Genomic DNA, 19,628 nt, shown 5'->3' with positions numbered 1-19,628 from the left:
AAGTTACAATGTAGCTTTACTCTTTGACCTGCGCCTTTGCCTGCAGGAGCGGCATTCCTGTCGCAATCAGCGGCAATCCATCCCGGCAGAAATGCCGTTCCTACAGTGTTGGGCCCCACGTAATCCATTTCGCTTCAACCTTTTGCTGCGGAGATAGCCATGATCAACGTCGAGGTCTACCGGGGGCTCCCGGTCACGGAACAGGCGGTGGAGATCGTCGAGCGGAAGGGGACCGGACACCCCGACCAGATGTGCGACAGCATCATGGAGGCGATTTCGGTCGCGCTGGCCCGGACCTATCTCAAGGAGTTCGGCGTCATCCTGCACTACAACATAGACAAGTGCCTCCTGGCCGCGGGGAGGGTGGAGAAGCGGTTTGGCGGGGGGAGGGTGCTGGAGCCGATGGAGTTGACCATCGGCGACCGGGCCACGTACAGCGCCTTCGGCAAAGAACTTCCGATCCGGGAGATCGCGGTGGAGGCCGCACAAACGTGGCTGCGGGAAAACCTGCGCCGGGTCGACCCGACCAATCACATCCAGTACCGGGTGAAGCTCGCGCCGGGGTCGGAGGAACTATCCGACATCTTCCGGCGCCCGGGCGACGTCCGGTGCGCCAACGATACCTCGGCCGCCGTCGGCTATTATCCGCTCAGCCCAACCGAGCTGACGGTTCTCGCCGTGGAGCACGAGCTCAACTCCGCAGCGTTCAAGAGGCTTTTCCCGGAGACGGGGGAGGATGTGAAGGTGATGGGGCTGCGCCGCGGCAACACGCTCGACCTGACCGTTGCCATGCCGCTTCTGGCCGAACGGATCGAGTCGGAAAAGGAATACTTCGACCGCAAACAGAAGATCTATGCGGCGCTCAAGGTCTTTCTCTCGGAACAATCCGGTTTCAGCGAGTTCGGGATCGGCTTCAACACGCTGGACCAACCCGGGCGGGGATTGGGCGGGGTCTATCTTTCCCTGCTCGGCACTTCCGCCGAGGACGCCGATTCCGGACAGGTCGGCCGCGGCAACCGGGTAAACGGCATCATCCCGATGGGGCGGCCGATCGGGACCGAGGCGGCGGCGGGCAAGAATCCGATGAGCCACGTCGGAAAGATCTACAACGTCTTGGCGCATCGCCTCGCCCGCGCCATCTGCGAGCGGTTCGAAGGGGTGCGGGGGGCGTACGTGCTGCTGCTGAGCCGGATCGGGGAACCGATCGACCAGCCGCTGATGGCGAGCGCCCAACTCATCCTGGAGAAGGGGGTCGCTCCCGAGCCTGTTGCCCGGAGGGTGGAGGAGATGATGGCGGCTGAATTTGCCGGGATCAATGCGTTCTGTCTTGCCCTAGCCAACGGTGCGTTCAGCATTTGCTGATGGAAATTCACCGAATTGTCACCTTTTGTCCTGTGGTATCCCTTGCAGGAAACGGCACCGGTATGGTATCTTTCGGAACTTCAAAAGCCTAAGTCATTCTCCTGATTGGTCTTCCCTGCCGGTCCCACCGGTGGGAAGCTGGAATGGGGATGGGGCAAACAGGCATGCGCTGGTTGATAAAGGAGGCGTACCATGGCCCTTGATGCTGCAATGTTGAACGAGGCGAACCTGACCGAGGACGGGGTGCGTCAATCCATCACCGAGATCACCAAAGGTGTCTTTTCGATGATGGTGATGCTCGACATCGAGGACCAGTATCCGCTGACCGAGCCGGTGACCTCGTTTCACGAAACCGTCACCAGCATGGTTGGGCTGGCCGGTAGCCACTGCGGCGTTTTGGCGGTCCACTGCCCGAAACCGCTCGCGCTGAAGATCGCGTCGAACATGCTCGGCATGGAGGTCGAGGAGATGGGCGAGGACGTCAACGACGCCATGGGCGAGATCGCCAACATGATCGGCGGCGACGTGAAGCACATCTTCTCCCCGGGAGGCGGCGACCTCAGCCTCTCCATCCCGACCGTCATCTATGGCAGCGACTATGTCATGGAGAGCGTTTCCAACACGGAATCGCTGCTGATGCCGTTTGACTGCGGCGGCGACCGCTTTCTCCTTTCTTTCACCATCAGCAAGCTATAGCATTGCAGCGGCCGCTTCTCTCTTAACCGGAGATCGCATCCTTACCAGTTCAGGTTCCTCCCTTTTTCCCCTGGACCGGGGGAACGCCGGATTGCTCTCTGGCTGCTGCCGGGCCTGATAGCATTGCCCTTTGTCCTTATTTGCCCTGTCACTCATTATCTTTTTCTTCCTTTGCCATCCTTTTTTTGCCATTACGGCCTCAGTCTTACTAGGATTCCCGGCCGGTTTACCCAACCAATCTGTTGACAAGAGCACATTTAGTGGAGAAAATGAACCGTCGCTGAGCCTCGATTGAGGTACGGCGGATTGCTCCCGCTCTCCGCTGCGTAAGGTGACCCGGAGGATCATTGGACACCGTTTTTCTCGAACTCACCGCCATTTTCATCCTCGTTTGCATCAACGGTTTTTTTGCCTGTTCCGAATTCGCCGTCATCTCCGTCCGCAAGAGCAAGATCGCGCAGCTGGTCGATGAAGGTGACCCGCGCGCCGTCATGGTTGAGACCCTCCAGAAAGACCCCCACCGGCTCCTCGCCATCGTTCAAATCGGCATGACCCTGATCGGCTCCACCGCCTCGACGGTGGGCGGCGTCATTGCCGTCGATTACCTGCGCCCCTTGCTGCAGGCCTCTTCCTTCGCGTTTGTCAGCCACGCCGCCGAGCCGATCGCGGTTTCCCTCGTGGTCATGGCCATTTCCTACCTCTTGCTGATCCTTGGCGAACTGGTTCCCAAAACGCTCGGACTGCAGTATGCCGACACCATTTCCCTGCGGATCTCCCGGCCCATCACCGTGCTCGCCAGAGTCGCCGGTCCGCTGGTGGTGGTGCTGACGGCTTCGAGCAAGGCGGTGCTTCGGCTGATGGGGGTCAAAGGGGAGGGGCAGGGATTCATGACCCGGGAAGAGGTGGCCCATATCGTGGCCGAAGGGCACGAGAGCGGGATCTTCAGCGAGACCGAGCACGAGTTCATCGAAAACGTCTTTGATTTCACCCACACCTCGGTGCGCGAAGTCATGGTCCCGCGGACCAGGGTGGTGGCCTTCGATATCGACTTTCCCAAGGAGGAGATCCTGAACGGCGTTCTCGACAACCAGTATTCCCGCTACCCCGTGTACCGCGGGACCATCGAGGAGATCGTCGGTTTCATCCACGGCAAGGACCTCCTCGGGCGGATGGTCCGGGAGCCGGACTTCGACATCCGTTCCATCGTGCGCCCCCCCTTCTTCGTCCCGGAAGGGAAGAAGGTGAGCGACCTGCTCAAGGAGATGCAGAAGACCCGGATCCACATGGCGGTCGTGGTGGACGAGTACGGTGGGATCAGCGGGATTGTTACCACGGAGGACCTGCTGGAAGAGCTGGTGGGGGAGATCGAGGACGAGCACGACATAGGCGAGCCGAGCCGGGTCGAGGTGCTGGCCGATGGCAGCTACCTGGTCGACGCCCTCATTTCGATATCCGATTTGGAGGATTTGCTGGAGATCAAGCTTGGTGAGGATCTCCCCTATGACACGTTGGCGGGGCTGGTCCTGGACCGGTTGGGGAGGTTCCCCGAGAACGGGGAACGCCTGCCGCTGAACGAGTACACCCTGGTATGCGAGGAAGTCACCCAGACCGCAATCGGCAAAGTCAGGATCTTCTTGCCCCAAGGTAAAGATGAAGTGTAGGAGCGAGATCCGACCTCGCTGATCGCGGCAGCAATGTCGCTCCTACAAGTAAAATGGCTGGATCAGAGATTAGGAAAAGAAAAGGCCCCTTCCACTCGGCAGGGGCCTTTTCTTTTTTAGTGGTGCGCCGGTTTCTTGGCCACCAGGACCGAGATGAGGATCGAGATGACCAGGGTCCCCAGGATGAACCCCAGGGAGAAATGGAGAGGGACTTCGACCAGGTCGGCGATCAGCATCTTGATGCCGACAAAGGTGAGGATGAAGGAGACGCCGAGCTTCAAGTAGACGAACATCTCCATGACGTGGGCCAAAAGGTAATACAGGGACCTAAGCCCCATGATGGCGAAGACGTTGGAGGTGTAGACGATGAACGGATCGTGGCTCACCGCGAGGACGGCGGGGATGGAGTCGACGGCGAAGATGAGATCGCTCGATTCGACCACGAGCAGCGCCAGGAAAAGCGGAGTGGCCGCCCGCATGCCGCACTTCTGGATGAAGAAGCGATCGTCCCGGATTCGCTTGGTGATCGGGAAGACCTTCGCCACCAGGCGGACCAGGATGTTTTTGTCCGGCTCCATCTTCTCGTCGCGGCGGAAGGCCATCTTGATCCCGGTGTAGACCAGGATGGCGCCGAAGACGTACATCATCCAATGGAACCGCTCGATCAGCTCGATCCCGATGACGATAAAGACGGCGCGCATGACGAGCGCGCCCATGATCCCCCACTTCAAGACCTTCGGCTGGTGCCGTTTGCTGATCCCGAAAAAGGAAAAGATCATGATGAAGACGAAGAGGTTGTCGACGGAAAGCGACTCTTCGATGACGTAGCCGGTGAAGAATTCCAGCGCCTTCACCTGTCCCAGGAAATACCAGACCCCGGCATTGAACAGCAGGGCAAGCGAAACCCAGACGAGGGTCCAGGAAAGCGCTTCTTTGAAGCGGATCTCGTGGGTTTGCCGGTTGAAGACCCAGAGGTCCAGGATGAGCATCACGGCGATGACCGCCGCGAAGACGATCCACATGATTTCTTGACCAGTCACCGGAACTCCTTTCGGGATGAAGCATAAGCCTGTCACATCGGGGGCACCGGGTTCATGCGGTAGGAGCGATATTCTTGTCGCGATTCAGCCGCGCATGGTGGGGACGGGCCAGCCCCCAGCCCCCAGACCCCGCCTTACCTGCGACCGTACACCATCGCCTCCAGGCGGGCGATCCGGTCTTCCATCGGCGGATGGGTCGAGAAGAGCCGCACCAGTCCTTCGGCGGAGAGGGGATTCACGATGAACATGTGGGCGGTCGCCGGGCGCGCCTCCTGCATCGGGATGGCATGCGACGCCGTTTCGAGCTTCCTCAGGGCGTTCGCCAGGGAAAGCGGGTTGCCGCAGAGCTTCGCGCCGGTTTCGTCGGCGAGGTATTCGCGGGAGCGCGACACCGCCAGCTGGATCAGCATTGCCGCGATCGGCGCGATGATCGCCAGCGCCAGCCCGCCCAAAAGGCCGCCGCGCTCGTCGTCGTCATCCCGGCCGCCGCCGAAGATCGCCGCCCACTGCAGCATGTTGCCGAGCATCGAGATCGCGCCGGCGATGGTGGCCGCGATGGTGGAGATCAGGATGTCGCGGTTCTGTACGTGCCCCAGCTCGTGGGCGAGCACCCCGGTCAGCTCTTCGGGGGTAAGGATGCGGAGGATCCCTTGGGTTGCGGCAACCGCGGCGTGCTCGGGGTTGCGCCCGGTCGCGAAGGCGTTCGGGCTCTCGGTCGGGATGATGTACACCCGCGGCATGGGAAGCCCGGCCTGGACGGCGAGCCGGCGCACGATCCCGTACAGCTGGGGCGCCTCGTGTTCGGTCACCTCCTGCGCACCGTACATCCGGAGCACGATCTTGTCCGAAAACCAGTAGGAAAAGATGTTCATGGCGCAGGCGATGAAAAAGGCGGTGAACATCCCACCCCTCCCGCCGATTGCGTTCCCCATGGCCACCATCAGCAGCGTCAGGGACGTAAGAAGAACCGCAGTCTTGAATCTGTTCATGTCGTACCTCCTGTGGATTGCTGCCCGGGTAAATAAAAAGACCTTTACCCAGGCGCGTTGATTATAAGCGCTGGATAAAGGTCTTGCATGCGATGACGTTGGGTGTCATGCCCCGAGTCCGGGCCTCATCGGCCGTCTTGACGATACTCGGGCCGGCCGATCATTTCGGCCGCTAGCTACTCCCCTTTAATTCAGGAAGGAATATAAGTAGTCCTTTGTTTACTGTCAACCTTTTTCGTGGAATTTTCAACCGCGATTCCATCGGCCAAAAGGATCGCCTCGGCGAGCTGACGCATGGAAATCCTGCGGTCCATCGCCAGTCGCTGCATGCGGCGAAACGCCTCCGCTTCGGTGAGCCCGTCGCGCTCCATCAGCCGCCCTTTTGCCTTCTCCACCACCTTCCTGCTCTCGATGGTCTCCTTGAGCGCCGCCACTTCACCCTTCAGGGCGTGCAGACGGCGCGCCGCTGCCAACGAGAGCACCAATGCCGCGGTCAGTTCCTCTTCACGCAAAGGCTTGGTCAGAATCGCCGACACTCCGGATTCCACCCCTTTCTGCGCGGTCTCCAGATCGCACTTTTCGGCAACCAGGATGATCGGAATGCTGAAGCGCTCCCAGAGCTTCCTGGACGTGGCATGGATCGTTTCATCGTTGGGCGAAATTTCCAATACGGCAACCTCGGGCAGGGTTTCCGCCGCCTCGGCGAGCAGCTCACCAGAACCGGAGCAAGCTATTATTTCAGCAAACCCCTGCTCTTTCAGCCTCTTTTTTAGGCTGCCGAGGAGTCTTTCGTCGCCAATGCTCAGGATCGCTTTCCTCATGTTTTCACCCCCTTTCGCCGAATCTCGCCAAACTGATGCGGCCCTCACCGGAGTAAAAAGCATATATCGTTCCAAAACTGATTGACTGGTGCTATAAGTGACTTCTGCTTTGCCGTAAGGGCTTCGCCGGTGTGGACTGTATACGAAACGGCGGGGCGATGGCGCCCGGAGGTGGAATACGTGAATAAAAAGATCGTCGCGATCGTCGTCGTGCTGCTGATAGCTGCCGCCCTAGCGTACGCCGTGCACCCCCGCGGGAAGCGGGAGGATGAGGGTGTCCTGCGCATTTCGGGGAACGTGGAGGTGACCGAGGTGCAGGTGAGCTTCAAGATCCCGGGGCGCGTGGCCCAGCGCGCGGTCGACGAAGGGGCCCTGGTAAAGAAAGGGGACCTGGTGGCCCGGCTGGACGACGCCGAGCTGAAGCAGGCGCTGGATCAGGCGAGCGCCGAGGCGGAGGCGGCCGGGGCGAATCTGGCCGAGCTGCAGGCGGGGTCGCGGCGCGAGGAGATCGCGGAGGGTGAGGCCCAACTGGAGCGGACCCAGGCCGAGGCGATCCGGCTGGAGGCCGATTACCAGCGGGCGGCCGCCCTTTATCGCAAGGAGGTGATCCCCAAGGCCCAGCTCGACCAGGCCCGGGCGGCGCGGGACAGCCAGGTGGCGAGCGTGCGCGAGCGGAAGGAGGCCCTGCAGCTTTTGCGCAAAGGACCGCGCCGCGAGCGGATCGACGAGGCGAAAGCCCGGCTCAAGCAGGCCCAGGCGGTCGTGGCCAATGCCCAGGAGCGGTTAGGCTATGCGACGCTCACCGCTCCCTTGACCGGGATGGTCCTCTCCAAGGGGATCGAGCCGGGCGAGCAGGTGGCGGCGGGAACGCCGGTCATCACCGTTGGGGACATGGGAGACACCTGGGTGAAGGGATACATCCCGGAAGCCGAGCTGGGGCGGGTCAAGCTCGGGCAGCGCGCCCGGGTTTTGAGCGACAGCTACCCCGGCAAGTCCTTCGAAGGGAAGGTGAGCTTCATCTCCAGCGAGGCCGAATTCACCCCCAAAAACGTCCAGACCGAGAAGGAGCGGGTGAAGCTCGTCTACCGGGTGAAGATCTCCATTCCGAACCAGAACCAGGCCCTCAAGCCGGGGATGCCGGTCGATGCCGAGATCCTGGTGGGGGGCTAGCGCGGCCGATGGACGCGATCCGGACCGAGAAGCTCTCCAAGTGCTTCGGGGAGGTGCGAGCGGTCGACGAGCTTACCTTGAGCGTCGCCGAAGGAGAGCTCTTTGCCCTGATCGGCTCCGACGGGGCGGGGAAGAGCACCACGCTCCGGATGCTGACCGGGATCATGGACCCGACCTCGGGTGCAGCGTACGTGCTGGGGAGCCGGATGCCGGAACAGGGGCCCAAGGTAGCCGAGTCAATCGGCTACATGAGCCAGCGCTTCGGCCTCTATCCCGACCTCACCGTGCTGGAGAACATCCGTTTCTACGCCGAGATCCACATGCTCCCCCGCAAGGCGGTCGCCCCCCGGATCGAGGAGCTCCTTGCCTTTGCCAAGCTCGCGCCGTTCAAGGACCGCCCCGCCGGCAAGCTCTCCGGCGGCATGAAACAGAAACTCGGGCTTGCCTGCGCCCTGATCCATACCCCCCGGGTCCTTTTTCTCGACGAGCCGACCAACGGGGTCGATCCCGTGTCGCGCCGCGATTTCTGGCGCATCCTCTACCAGCTCTTGGCCCAGGGCGTCACCATCTGCGTGACCACCGCCTACCTTGACGAGGCCGAGCGCTGTCACCGGGTGGGGCTCATGCACAAGGGAAAGCTTTTGGCCTGCGATGCGCCGCAGGCGCTCAAGGGATTGGTGAAAGGGGGCGTTTTGGAACTCGAGACGGCGGATCCTCGCCATGCGGTGCGGCTGCTGTCGGCGGCCTTTCCCACCGGCTCGGTCGCCCTCTTTGGCGAGCGGGTGCATCTCTATGCCGCCGACCCGGAGCAGGCGGCCGGGGTGGCAGTGCATGCCCTGGAACAGGGGGGGATGTCCCCTCCGACGATCCGGCCGGTCGAGCCGTCCCTGGAAGACGTGGTCGTCTCGATGATCCGGGAGCAGGAGCAAGGGGAGGGGAGCCGGCTTTAGTAATCCCGGTGGTGAGCTGAACCTACCCTACCCTGTGGGAGCGCCATTCCTGGCGCGATCCGCCGAAGGCGGTGACAGCCGGTTGTTCGCGCCTGGAAAGGCGCTCCCACAGGGTAGGCAGCAATCTAGCTACGTGGCGCCGACATCGGTAGGGACGCAGCAAGCTGCGCCCGTAACGACCGACCAGTCCCCCTTTGGCAAAAGGGGGGCAGGGGGATTTGCCTTTGAGGTTTCGTCTTGCCATGGCTGAGGAAACCTTCTGAGTAAGTTGCCAAGACGTCCCCTCTCCTTCAAGGAGAGGGACAGGGTGAGGATGGGGGGAATTGGGCAACTTTCTCTTTGAACAAGACGTCACTCGGTGACGTGGGCGGCTCAGAAGCAAATCCCCCCCGGCCCCCCTTTTTCAATGGGGGAGATACGGTCGGACACCATTCACCGAGGGGAACCGGCACTTTCGGAGCCAGTCCCTATCGTCCCATCATTTGCCCCTTCATTTCCCGCCGGTTTTACCGATACGGCAGGAAAAACCTTTTCAAGAGCTGACGCTTACCTATGGCCGATACCCCTGCCTCCGACATCGCTGTTTCCCTGCGCGACCTCACCAAGCGGTTCGGCGACTTCGTCGCGGTTAACGGCGTCACCCTCGATGTTCCCAAGGGGGAGGTCTTCGGCTTCCTCGGCCCCAACGGCGCCGGCAAATCCACCACCATCCGCATGCTCTGCGGCATCCTCCCCCCCACCTCCGGCACCGGCACCGTCGCCGGCTTCGACATCGTCTCCCAATCCGAACAGATCAAGAGCAACATCGGTTACATGAGCCAGAAGTTCTCGCTCTACGAGGACCTGACCGTCGAGGAGAACATCGACTTCTACAGCGGGATCTACCGCATCGAAGCGGGGAAGAAGCAGCAGCGCAAGGAGTGGGTGATCGAAATGGCGGGGCTCACCGACAAGCGGCAGGCGCGGACGGCAACCCTTTCCGGCGGATGGAAGCAGCGGCTCGCCCTTGGCTGCGCCATCCTCCACGAGCCGCCGATCATCTTTCTCGACGAGCCGACCTCCGGGGTCGACCCGATCAGCCGCCGCAGCTTCTGGGAGCTCATCTACCGGCTGGCCGGCGAGGGGGCGACCGTCTTCGTCACCACCCATTACATGGAAGAGGCCGAATGCTGCGACCGGCTCGGCTTCATCTTCGGCGGGGAACTGATCGCTTTGGGCGCTCCCACCGAGCTCAAGAAGCTCTTTCCCGCCGAGATCGTCGAGGTCCGCTGCGAGCGCCCGTTCGACGCCATGGGGCGGCTGGAGTCGCTTCCCGGGGTGCACCACGCCGCCCTTTTCGGCGCCGGACTGCACCTGGTCGTGGAGAACGCCCGGGAGACCATCCCGCGCGTCCTGGAAACCATCGCCGACAGCGCCCCCCGCGCCGAACAGATCACCCCGTCGCTGGAAGACCTCTTCGTCTCGCTTCTCGAGCAAAAGAGCAAGGTGGCGTGATGGCCGAGTTACCGCAGCCCGCATATCCGCCGCAGCGCTCCGTGCGCCGGCTCCTGTTCTTCCCCCTGCTGATCTTCGTCATCTTCCTGATCACCTTCCTCCTCTATCAGTTCCGCAAGGGAGTCTTCCAAGGGCACCTCGACGACGGGAGCATCGCCCTCATCATCGCCGGTTCGATGCTCCTTTTGATCTGGTCCGTCTTCTCGGTACTGCGTCTCTACTGGCGGCGCGAGACCGATGTGGCGCTGCGGGAAAACGAGGAGCGGCTCCGGATTTCGCAACGGATCGCCCACATCGGGAGCTGGGACTGGGACCTCGCCTCGGACCGGGTCGACTGCACCGACGAGATGTACCGGATCTTCGGGCTGGACGACGAGAGTTTCCCGCGGACCTACCCGGAGTTCCTGCAACTGCTTCCCCCCGAGGATCGGAACGCCCTTGCCGTCGCCATCCGCTCCGCCCTCTACGGCGGCGCCGGCTACGCACTGGAGCACCGCGTCTTCCGCCCGGACGGGAGCGAGCGGATCGTTTTCGAGACCGGGGAGGTGTTCCATAACGAGGTGGGCGAGCCGCTGCGGGTGGTGAGCGTGGTGCACGACATCACCGAGCGCAAGCAGGCCGAATCCGCGCTCTCCTTCGAAAAACGCTACCGCGCCCTCATCGAGAACCTCCCCCAGGCGATCTACCTCAAGGACCGCAACTCCTACTATGTCTCCTGCAATTCGAGTTTTGCCCGGGAACTCGGCATGGAGACCGCGGAGGTCTTCGGCAAGACCGACCGGGACCTCTTTCCGGAGGCGGTTGCCGAGGAGCGGATCGCCGACGATGCCCGGGTGATGGCCGCGGGGCTCCCGGAAGAGCGGGACGAGTGGCGGCCCGGTGCCAACGTCTGGGTGAGCCGGGCGCTGGTCCCGCTCAAGGACCAGGGGGGCACCGTCTACGGCCTCCTCGGGGTCGCCACCGACATCACCGACCGCAAGCTCGCCGAGGAACGGCTGAAGGAGAGCGAGGAACGGTTCCGGATCACCTTCGAGCAGGCGGCGGTGGGGATCTGCCATCTCGACCTGGACGGCGTGATGATCCGGATCAACCGCAGCTTCTGCAACATCATCGGCTACGATCAGGACGATCTGCTGGGGCGGGCCATCGAGATGTTCAGCCATCCCGACGATCTTCCCCAGGACCGCGAGTCGGTGCGGGCCCTCGTAGCCCGGGAGATCGACAAGTACACCGTGGAGAAGCGCTACCTCCGCGCCGATGGCTCCCTGGTCTGGGTCAACCTTTCCAAGTCGCTCGCCTTCGGCCCCTCCGGGGAGCCGCGCTATTTCATTGCCGTGGTGGAGGACATCACCGAGAAGCGGGCGGCCGAGGCGCTGCGGCGCGAGCACGACCTGGTAAAGGCGGAGAGCCTGGCTAAGAGCCGCTTTCTCGCCAACATGAGCCACGAGATCCGGACCCCGATGAACGCGATCATCGGGATGAGCCTTCTGGCCTTGAAGACCAACCTGACCGTGAAGCAGCGCGGCTACCTGGAGAAGATCCACGCCTCCAGCCGGGTCCTGCTCAACATCATCAACGACACCCTGGAGTTCTCCCGCTTCGAGGCGGGAAGGATCGAGCTGGAGCACCTCGATTTCGACCCCTGCCAGGTCCTCAAGTCGGTCCACGACATCTTTTCGGCCCGTGCCGCGGAAAAGGGGATTTCGCTCCGTTTCCTGCTCGACCCGGAACTGCCGCGCCAACTGGTCGGCGACGCCCTCCGGCTCACCCAGGTGCTGGGCAACCTGGTCGGCAACGCGGTCAAGTTCACCGAGCACGGCGGCGTCGTGGTGGGGCTCACCCGCTGCGGCATGGTCCGCGGCGAGACCCTGGTCCGCTTCTTCGTCCGCGACTCGGGGCTCGGGATTCCCGCGGAGCAGTTGGAGCGGATCTTCACCCCCTTCACCCAGGTCGACAGCTCGACCACCCGCCGCTTCGGCGGCACCGGTCTCGGCCTTTCCATCAGCCGGCAGCTGGTCGAAATGATGGAGGGGACCCTGGAGGTGGAGAGCGAAGTCGGGAGCGGATCCACCTTCTCGTTCACGGTCTCCTTTGCCACCCCCTTGCAGCAGGAACTGCTGGCGACCGATGCCCCCCTCAATCTGCCGGCGGTCCGGGTCATGGTCGAGGGGACCCTGCCGACCGGGATGCACAAATCCCTGAAGGAGCTCGGTTTCGAGGTGAAAAAAGGAGCCGGGGAGGCGATGCTCGCGGATGCGGCCGCAGCGGGGCAGTACGACCTGGTTCTTTACGATTGCCGGGGGCGGAGCCGGGAGGCCGCGCAGCTTCTCTACCGGACCCGGGAAAACCGCACCCTCGCCGGACTGGCATCCGCGGTGCTGGTGGAGCGGGAGGAATTGGCGCCGGCGGCGGCCGAGGCAAACGGCCTCGCCCACCGTTACATCGGGGTGCCGTGCGATCTCGAGGCGTTGCGCACCGGGATCCTCCGGGCGCTGATCCACCGGGAGGCACAGCAGGCCGGCGAAGCAATGGGAGATGCGCAGCTGAGCCTGGATATGAATGCGCCCGAGCCGGCGCCATCGGTGGCGGCCGCGCCGGCTACACCGGCCCGCGTCGATCTCGCCACGCTGGGGGCGGATTCCCTTGCGGTCGCCCGGGAACTGGCGGAGCTGGAACGCCTGCTCGCCAAGAACAGCCTCGATGCCAAAAAGCAGTATCACCGGCTGCTCCAGGAGTTTCCGCCGGAGGGGGTGCCGGCGGAGCTGCAGCGGCTGGCCGCCTGCCTGGACCGGCTCGACTTCCGGCGCGCCCGTGAAATCGTGGAACGGGTCGGGCAGCTGTTGCAATAACATGACGGATAACCGGGAGAGGTAAGGAATAACCATGCTGCGTCAAATCGTATTGATCGTCGATGACGTCCCGCAGAACATCCAGCTGATCAACGAATGCCTGGGGGATGACTACGAAGTCATCTTCGCCACCAGCGGCGAGGATGCCCTGCGCCTGGCGCGGGAGCAGACCCCGGACCTGATCCTGCTCGACGTGATGATGCCGGTGATGGACGGCCACGAGGTCTGCCGCCGCCTCAAGGCGGACGCGGCGACGCGGGCGATCCCGGTGATCTTCGTTACCGCGCTTTCCCAGGAACAGGACGAAATCAAGGGGCTGGAGCTGGGGGCGATCGATTACATCACCAAGCCGATCAACCCGCACATCGTCCGGGCGCGGGTGAAGAACCAGTTGGAGGTGAAGCGGTACCGCGACCTGCTGGAGAACATGGCCACCGCGGCGGACCGCGCCAAGAAGGAGTTTTTGCGCAGCATCAACCACGAGCTGAGGACCCCCTTGACCCCGATCCTCGGGATGACGGATCTCGTGTTGAGCGGGGAAAAGGACCAGGAGAAGCGGCGCTATCTTTCCATTGTCCAGAACGCGGCTTTGAAGCTTCTGAACATGGTGGAGGATCTCATCGAGACGAGTCGCCTGGAAGGGGAGGAGGCCGCCCTGGATATCCGCCCGTTCAAGCTGAAATCCATATTGAATGCGGCGATGTCCGAGATGGCCCCCGACGCCCAGGAAAAGGGGCTGCGGCTCACCCTGAGGATGACTCCCGAGGTCCCGGAGCTGGTGCAGATGGATCGAGGGAAGCTTTACAAGCTGCTCAAGATGCTCCTGGGGAACGCCCTCAAGTTCACCGCCGAGGGGGAGGTTTCCCTGGCGGTGCAGGCGCGTAGCGAGGGGGAGCGGACGCTGGTCCGCTTCTCGGTGATCGACACGGGGATTGGATTGAAGGAAGAGGATGCCGAGCGGATCTTTTCCGATTTCACCCAGTCCGATGCCGCGGTGACCCGCAGTTACGGGGGGCTCGGCCTGGGACTCACCCTGGCCAAGCGGCTTGCGACCCGTCTCGGCGGAAAACTCTGGGCCGAACCGGGATCTCCCAAAGGGGCGGTCTTCCATTTCGAGATCGCGGCGATGGTCGGGGAAACGAGATCAATGAACAATGATCAATGAACAGTAAAAACCGCTCTCTTCCTCTGGGGGGCGCGATAGCTGGAGCTTTCGACGGCCGGGGGCGGGCAGCACGTAATCTGCGCATATAAAAGGCAAATCCCCCCCAGCCACCCTTCGCGAAGGGGAGAGTTACCGGTGGACTGCCTGTATTTTCGGCACTCTCGCAAATTCGTCCCCTCCCCCCTTCAAGGGGCGCGTGCGACAGCGCGGGCTTGCGACGGACCGGGTGAGGATGGGTAGGATGGGGTTCTAAGGACCGCAATGAAACTACGTCGCGTATCAGCCATAGCCAAGAAGGAGTTCCTGCATGTGATCAGGGACTGGAGGAGCCTGGGCATCGGGATCGCCATCCCGATCGTCATGCTCTTTCTGTTCGGCTACGCGCTGACCCTCGACGTGGACCGGGTCCCGCTCATCGTCTGGGACCAAAGCTCCACCCCCGCCAGCCGCGCCCTCATCTCCGGCTTCACCGGTTCGCGCTACTTCTCCCTCGTCGGCTACGCCCGCAGCTACCCCGAGATCGTCCGGGCCATCGATTCCCGCGACGCACAGATCGCGCTGGTGGTCCCGGTCGATTTCGCCGCGAAGATCGCCGGGGGACGTCCGGTGGCGGTCCAGGCGATCCTCGACGGCAGTGACTCCAACGTCGCCACCTTCTCCCTGGGATATGCGGAGGCCGTTACCCGCACCTACCGTGACGGCGTCACCATCGCCGCCATGAAACGAAGCGGTCTCGCTCCGCCGCGCGTCGGCATCGAGCTGAAGCCGCGGGTCTGGTTCAACTCGGACATGGAGTCCCGCAACTACATCTTTCCCGGCCTGATCGCCATCATCATGATGGTCATCGCGGCGCTGCTGACCTCGCTCACCTTCGCCCGCGAGTGGGAGGTGGGAACCATGGAGCAGCTGATCGCCACCCCGGTGACCGGAGGGGAGTTGATCCTCGGCAAGCTCCTCCCTTACTTCGCCATCGGGATGTTCGATCTCATGCTGAGCGTGTTGGTCGGGGAGGTCTTCTTTTCCATACCGCTGCGCGGTGCGGTCTGGATGGTCTTTGCTGCGTCGGCAATCTTCATGGCGGGCGCACTCAGCCTGGGGATGCTGATCAGCATCGTGACCAAGAGCCAGTTCCTGGCGAGCCAGATCGCCCTGGTGGTCACCATGCTGCCGGCGTTTCTGCTCTCGGGATTCATCTTTCCCATCGCGAACATGCCGTTTCCGATCCAGCTCTTTACCTACGTCTTCACCGCACGCTATTTCGTCACGCTGCTGCGCGGGATCTACCTGAAAGGACTGGGCATCAAGCTCCTGATGGGCGATGCGCTGCTTCTGGCGCTTTTCGCCGTCGCGGTGATCACGCTCTCCCACGTGAAGTTCCGGAAGAAGATCGAATAGGATTCGGGAAGCGCACCGCAGAGGACGCTGAGGGGCGCAGAGGGAAAATCATTCAACGCCGGCAGCCTCAGTCGTGGCAGCGGATATGCAGATGGGAGAAACGCCTCCCCGCGGGAAGAGAGGCAAGCCCCTGATACCACCCTTTGGCAAAGGGGAGATGGGGGATTTGCCGTTACGGTTTCCAACCAGGCGCGAAGAGCGGCAGGAGCCGTAGGGGTGCCAGGGCCGCAGAGGGAAAGCCGGGACCAAAGAAAAAGAAGGTTTTCCTCTGCGCGCCTCGGCGTCCTCTGCGGTGTGCTTTGAATATGAGGTGTCCATGCTGGAACGGCTGAAAGCCATGCTGATCAAGGAGTTCATCCAGGTCCTGCGGGACCCGCGGATGCGCTTCGTCGTCTTCGTCATCCCCGCGGTCCAGACCGTCATCTTCGGCTACGCGGTCAATACCGACGTGCGCCACGTGGCGACTGCGATCTACGACTTGGACAACAGCAGCTACAGCCGCGAGCTGGCGGGACGTTTCCTGAAATCCGGATACTTCGACCTGGAAGAACGGGTGTCAACAGACGCCCGGGCACGGGAGCTGGTCGATCGGGGCAAGGTAAAGCTGGTACTGAGGATGAACCATGGCTTCGGCGAGCGCCTGAGCCAGGGACGGCCCGCCGAGGCTCAGCTGATCCTGGATGGCAGCGATTCCAACACCGCGGGGATCGCCTTGAGCTACGCCGCAAAGATCGCCGCCAGCTACACGGCGGAACTTCAGGCCGATGCGCTGGCCCGAGCGGCGGGGGCGCCGCAGACCGGCCTTCCTTCGGTGGAGCTTGCCAGCCGGGCCTGGTACAACGAGAACCTGGAGAGCCGAAATTTCTACGTCCCCGCAGTCATCACCAACATCGTCTTCATCATCACCATGCTCTTATCCAGCATGGCGGTCGTGCGCGAAAAGGAGATCGGTACCATCGAGCAGGTGATCGTCACCCCGATCGGCAAGGGGGAGTTCATCCTCGGGAAGACGATCCCGTTCGTCCTGATCGGCTTCATCGACGTGGGGCTCATCGCTCTCGTCGCCTCTTTCTGGTTCGACGTCCCCTTGCGCGGCAGCATCCCGCTTCTTTTCGGCGCCACCGCGCTCTTCCTGATGAGTTCGCTCGGCATCGGGCTTCTCATCTCGACCATCAGCCGCACCCAGCAGCAGGCGATGATGAGCGCCTTCTTCGTGATCTTCCCGGCGATGCTCCTCTCCGGTTTCGCCTTTCCCATCGAGAACATGCCCACCGTCGTGCAGTGGATGACCTACCTGAACCCGATCCGGTTCTTCCTCGTCATCATCCGCGCCATCTTCCTGAAGGGGGTGGGGATGGAAATCCTCTGGCCGCAATTCCTGGCCCTCTTTGTCTTGGGAGGAGTCATCCTCTCCGGCGCGATCCTCCGCTTCAAGAAGACCCTCGCCTAGCATTACCCCGCCGGCCCCCTTGGAGGGGCGACATTCCTGTCTCGATTTCAGCCGCGTGATCACCATAACTGTGGGAGCGCCTTTCCGGGCGCGATCCGCCGAAGGCGGTTAATCGCGCCCGGAAGGGCGCTCCCACAGGGTAGGCGGCTACCTTGATTTAAAGAGGATCGCGACAAGAATGTCGCTTCCGACAATGAGAATCTTGGGGGGCGGGAGGCTATCAGAATCGATAGCCGATCCCAAGCAGGAAGGTATCCATGTCCCGGTCGTAGTTGGTAACGAGGCGGTTCAGGGAGATGCGGGCGCTGAGGTCGGGATTGAACTCGAAATTGCGCAGGGTGGCGGTGAAGGAGAGCATCGGCGAGACGATGCCGCCGAATCTGCGGTCAATGAGAAGGGGGCCGCTGCGCTCGTTGACGGCGAAGTAGGGGCCCAGACCGATCCCCAGGGCGAGATGGTCGGTGCAGAAGCCGCGTACCAGCCAGGCCTGGGTGATGATCCCGTCGCGACGGGTGACCCGGTCGTCGCTTTCGTGCAGCCACGACGCGCTCATGTCGAGATAGGGAAGGATTGTGTACCGGTACTCCACGTCGGTGGCCAGCGATTTCGGGGAGCCGGGGCGGTTGACGACGGTTTGCCCGAGGAACAGGGTGATCTCGTGGTCGGTCTTTTGTTTGCGGTGCTTGGGAGGGCGGGGGAGCGGGCCGCAGCTGTCCGGCTGATCCAGCTGGTATCCGACCCCGATCAGGGCGATGACGTCGTTCATGCTCCCGGCGGTCTGGATCAGGTTGACCCGCGCCTGAACCAGGAACTGCGACTTGGTGTACCAGATGGCGGATGCCCCGGCGATCGCACCGACCCCGTGGTCGTTGTGAACCGATCCATTGGCCCCGGTCGTGGTGTCGGCAAAAAGATAGGGGCCGATGCCTAGGGAAAGGGATAGGGACCGGTCCTGCAGGTTTTCACGCCTCCAGAGCATGATGGGGGCGAAACCGTCGCGGTGATGGTCCGGAACGTGACCTTCGTTGAGGTAATGGGTGCTGACGACGTAGTTTTCCCCGAGCCCCTCCCGGTATTCTCCCTGGAAGGAATAGGAGCCTTGGCCGACGTTGGTCTCGTGCATGCCGCCGCCGAGCAGGAAAACTTCTCCGGCGCGGCTGGGGGAGGGACTGAGCAGGAGGAGCGCCAGCAGCAGGATGAATAAGCGGTGATAGGGGGAACTCTGGAGCAGTTGGGACCTCCCCGGAAAGACTCCCTCCCCCTTGACGGGGGAGGGACCTGGTCGGCGGTAAGGAGGGCTGAGGCACCTCCTGAAGCAGATTGCAGTACTTACACGAGCGGGCTGTTGCAGTTGCTGCAGACGTTGAGCCACTTGTTGATCTGGCCTTCGTGCTCGCCCCAGCCCTGGCCCAGGCGCAGCTTGAGGAACGTTGCGAAGAGCGAGTTGAAGAGCTGGGTTCCCTTTTCCAGAAGGACCATCCGCTCGAAGAAGACCGCCTCGCGCTCCATCGCCTCGTCGGTGGTGCTGTCTTTTTCCAGCTTTACCGCGGGGGATTTGAAGGAGGCGAAATGGAAGAGCTCCCCTTTCAGGGTCATCTTCCAGTGCTCGTCCTCGCTGGTCTCCAGATGCAGGGTCGCCTCGGTGATCTGCTTGCGGTTGAGCAGGGCGCTGCGCACCTCGTTGAAGTGGTCCTGCGGACCGGCAACGGTGATCTTCTGCGCCCCGTTCTCGCCGGCGCCCAGAAGCACTACCCGGTCGTCCACGTAGGCGACGAAGCGCTCGCCGTCGGAGAGAATCCCCTGCTGGTTGATGCTGTACTCGGAGGAGTCGTTCATGGTCTGGTACATGAGCCAGAGCATGAAATCAACGCCCAGCCACTGGTTCTCCTTGATCAGCTCCAGGAAGTTGTCGCTCTTGGAGCGGTTCGCCTGGGCCAGAAGGGCGCGGTTCGATTCATCGAGGACGCTCTCGGCGCGGGCGTAGGGATGAAACGCCGAAAGACGCAGCCCTTCGAAAGTCTTCTTGAACTCCTCTTCGAAAAGCTCGATGACCTTGGGCGACAGCGAACTGAAGGTGAGCATGCCGGTCTGGGTATCCCATACGGCATCGTAGGTCGAAGGGGTGGGAAGGGTCTGAGAGAGCAGGGTGGCATGCACCGCCTCTTTCAGCGTTTCCTTCTCCTGCTTCGGGACCTTGGCGTAACCCGGGTTCTCGCCGAGCCAGCGCTCGTACTCCCGGTCCAGGTGCGCCTTCAGGATTGCCGAAGGGACCGCGCGCCGGTCGCGGCGCAGGGTGAACATGAGGTAGTGATCGCGCCAGCAGGCGGCGGGGGTGTCGAATTCCGAGGAACGGGGATCGTCGAGGTGGACCCAACCCACGGAGAGCTCCTCCGAACCTTGGTCGATGGGATTGAAGCGGTTTCCTGCGAGGCGGTTGAGGGTCCAGCTGTAGAGCTCTTCCTTGGCGGGAAGTTCGCCCTGAACCTGAAAGTGGCAGATGCTAACGGTGTTGGCCAGAATGCCCATCTAGTGTATCTCCTTCGCTTTTCTATCCCCGAGGGGAACCTGCATGAGTACACCTTTTGA

At 62.5% G+C, this 19,628-nt stretch carries 15 protein-coding genes; 10 read left to right on the top strand and 5 right to left on the bottom strand.

Translation table 11 applies throughout. The annotated features are described in order from the left end of the window. The first annotated feature begins 159 nt into the window (after positions 1-159). The 3 genes from JFN93_RS19485 (at position 160) to JFN93_RS19475 (ending at position 3,719) form a co-directional block, all read left to right on the top strand. Complete coding sequence (locus JFN93_RS19485; protein ID WP_199385811.1) at positions 160-1,362, top strand: methionine adenosyltransferase; 1,203 nt, start codon at positions 160-162, stop codon at positions 1,360-1,362. Between the two features lie 192 nt (positions 1,363-1,554). Then, positions 1,555-2,058, top strand: coding sequence for a chemotaxis protein CheX (locus JFN93_RS19480; protein ID WP_199385810.1), 504 nt, complete (start codon positions 1,555-1,557; stop codon positions 2,056-2,058). Between the two features lie 347 nt (positions 2,059-2,405). Continuing rightward, positions 2,406-3,719: a hemolysin family protein gene (locus JFN93_RS19475; RefSeq protein WP_199385809.1), complete on the top strand. Its 1,314-nt coding sequence runs from the start codon at positions 2,406-2,408 to the stop codon at positions 3,717-3,719. Positions 3,720-3,835: 116 nt separating this feature from the next. Here JFN93_RS19475 and JFN93_RS19470 read toward each other — a convergent pair whose 3' ends face one another. From JFN93_RS19470 to JFN93_RS19460, 3 genes are all read right to left on the bottom strand, one after another. Beyond that, on the bottom strand, positions 3,836-4,759 hold the full coding sequence (locus JFN93_RS19470; protein WP_199385808.1) for a TerC family protein: 924 nt from the start codon (positions 4,757-4,759) through the stop codon (positions 3,836-3,838). A 134-nt stretch (positions 4,760-4,893) separates the two neighbouring features. Further along, entirely contained in the window at positions 4,894-5,748 is an 855-nt protein-coding gene (gene htpX, locus JFN93_RS19465) for a zinc metalloprotease HtpX (protein ID WP_199385807.1), read from the bottom strand. A gap of 191 nt (positions 5,749-5,939) precedes the next feature. Further along, positions 5,940-6,632: an ANTAR domain-containing response regulator gene (locus tag JFN93_RS19460; RefSeq protein ID WP_236021834.1), complete on the bottom strand. Its 693-nt coding sequence runs from the start codon at positions 6,630-6,632 to the stop codon at positions 5,940-5,942. A gap of 117 nt (positions 6,633-6,749) precedes the next feature. On the opposite strand from JFN93_RS19460, the gene JFN93_RS19455 reads away from it, so the two are divergent. The 7 genes from JFN93_RS19455 to JFN93_RS19425 all read left to right on the top strand — a co-directional run bounded on the left by JFN93_RS19455 (position 6,750) and on the right by JFN93_RS19425 (position 17,042). Further along, positions 6,750-7,739 (top strand): efflux RND transporter periplasmic adaptor subunit, encoded by a 990-nt coding sequence (locus JFN93_RS19455; RefSeq protein WP_199385806.1) that lies wholly within the window; start codon positions 6,750-6,752, stop codon positions 7,737-7,739. Positions 7,740-7,747: 8 nt separating this feature from the next. Then, the gene (locus tag JFN93_RS19450; RefSeq protein WP_199385805.1) at positions 7,748-8,689 is read left to right on the top strand and encodes an ABC transporter ATP-binding protein; all 942 of its coding nucleotides are present in this window, start codon (positions 7,748-7,750) and stop codon (positions 8,687-8,689) included. A gap of 552 nt (positions 8,690-9,241) precedes the next feature. Further along, a complete protein-coding gene (locus tag JFN93_RS19445; protein ID WP_199385804.1) occupies positions 9,242-10,183 on the top strand; it encodes an ABC transporter ATP-binding protein in 942 nt (313 codons plus the stop codon). Then, the gene (locus tag JFN93_RS19440; RefSeq protein ID WP_199385803.1) at positions 10,183-13,032 is read left to right on the top strand and encodes a PAS domain S-box protein; all 2,850 of its coding nucleotides are present in this window, start codon (positions 10,183-10,185) and stop codon (positions 13,030-13,032) included. The genes JFN93_RS19445 and JFN93_RS19440 overlap by 1 nt, the downstream gene beginning before the upstream one ends. 34 nt (positions 13,033-13,066) lie before the next feature. Continuing rightward, the gene (locus JFN93_RS19435) at positions 13,067-14,197 is read left to right on the top strand and encodes a hybrid sensor histidine kinase/response regulator (RefSeq protein ID WP_199385802.1); all 1,131 of its coding nucleotides are present in this window, start codon (positions 13,067-13,069) and stop codon (positions 14,195-14,197) included. 261 nt (positions 14,198-14,458) lie between these two features. Beyond that, a complete protein-coding gene (locus JFN93_RS19430; RefSeq protein WP_199385801.1) occupies positions 14,459-15,592 on the top strand; it encodes an ABC transporter permease in 1,134 nt (377 codons plus the stop codon). Positions 15,593-15,908: 316 nt separating this feature from the next. Continuing rightward, complete coding sequence (locus JFN93_RS19425) at positions 15,909-17,042, top strand: ABC transporter permease (protein WP_199385800.1); 1,134 nt, start codon at positions 15,909-15,911, stop codon at positions 17,040-17,042. A 220-nt stretch (positions 17,043-17,262) separates the two neighbouring features. Here the strand turns inward: JFN93_RS19425 and JFN93_RS19420 are convergent, their stop codons facing one another. Further along, the gene (locus JFN93_RS19420) at positions 17,263-18,165 is read right to left on the bottom strand and encodes a hypothetical protein (protein WP_199385799.1); all 903 of its coding nucleotides are present in this window, start codon (positions 18,163-18,165) and stop codon (positions 17,263-17,265) included. Between the two features lie 206 nt (positions 18,166-18,371). Further along, positions 18,372-19,568, bottom strand: a complete 1,197-nt coding sequence (rdgC, locus tag JFN93_RS19415) for a recombination-associated protein RdgC (RefSeq protein WP_199385798.1) — start codon at positions 19,566-19,568, stop codon at positions 18,372-18,374. Between the last annotated feature and the right edge of the window lie 60 nt (positions 19,569-19,628).

It is taken from the genome of Geomesophilobacter sediminis, from assembly GCF_016458275.1.
GTDB lineage: Bacteria > Desulfobacterota > Desulfuromonadia > Geobacterales > Geobacteraceae > Geomesophilobacter > Geomesophilobacter sediminis.
This window is presented reverse-complemented; position numbering and strand designations above follow the sequence as displayed.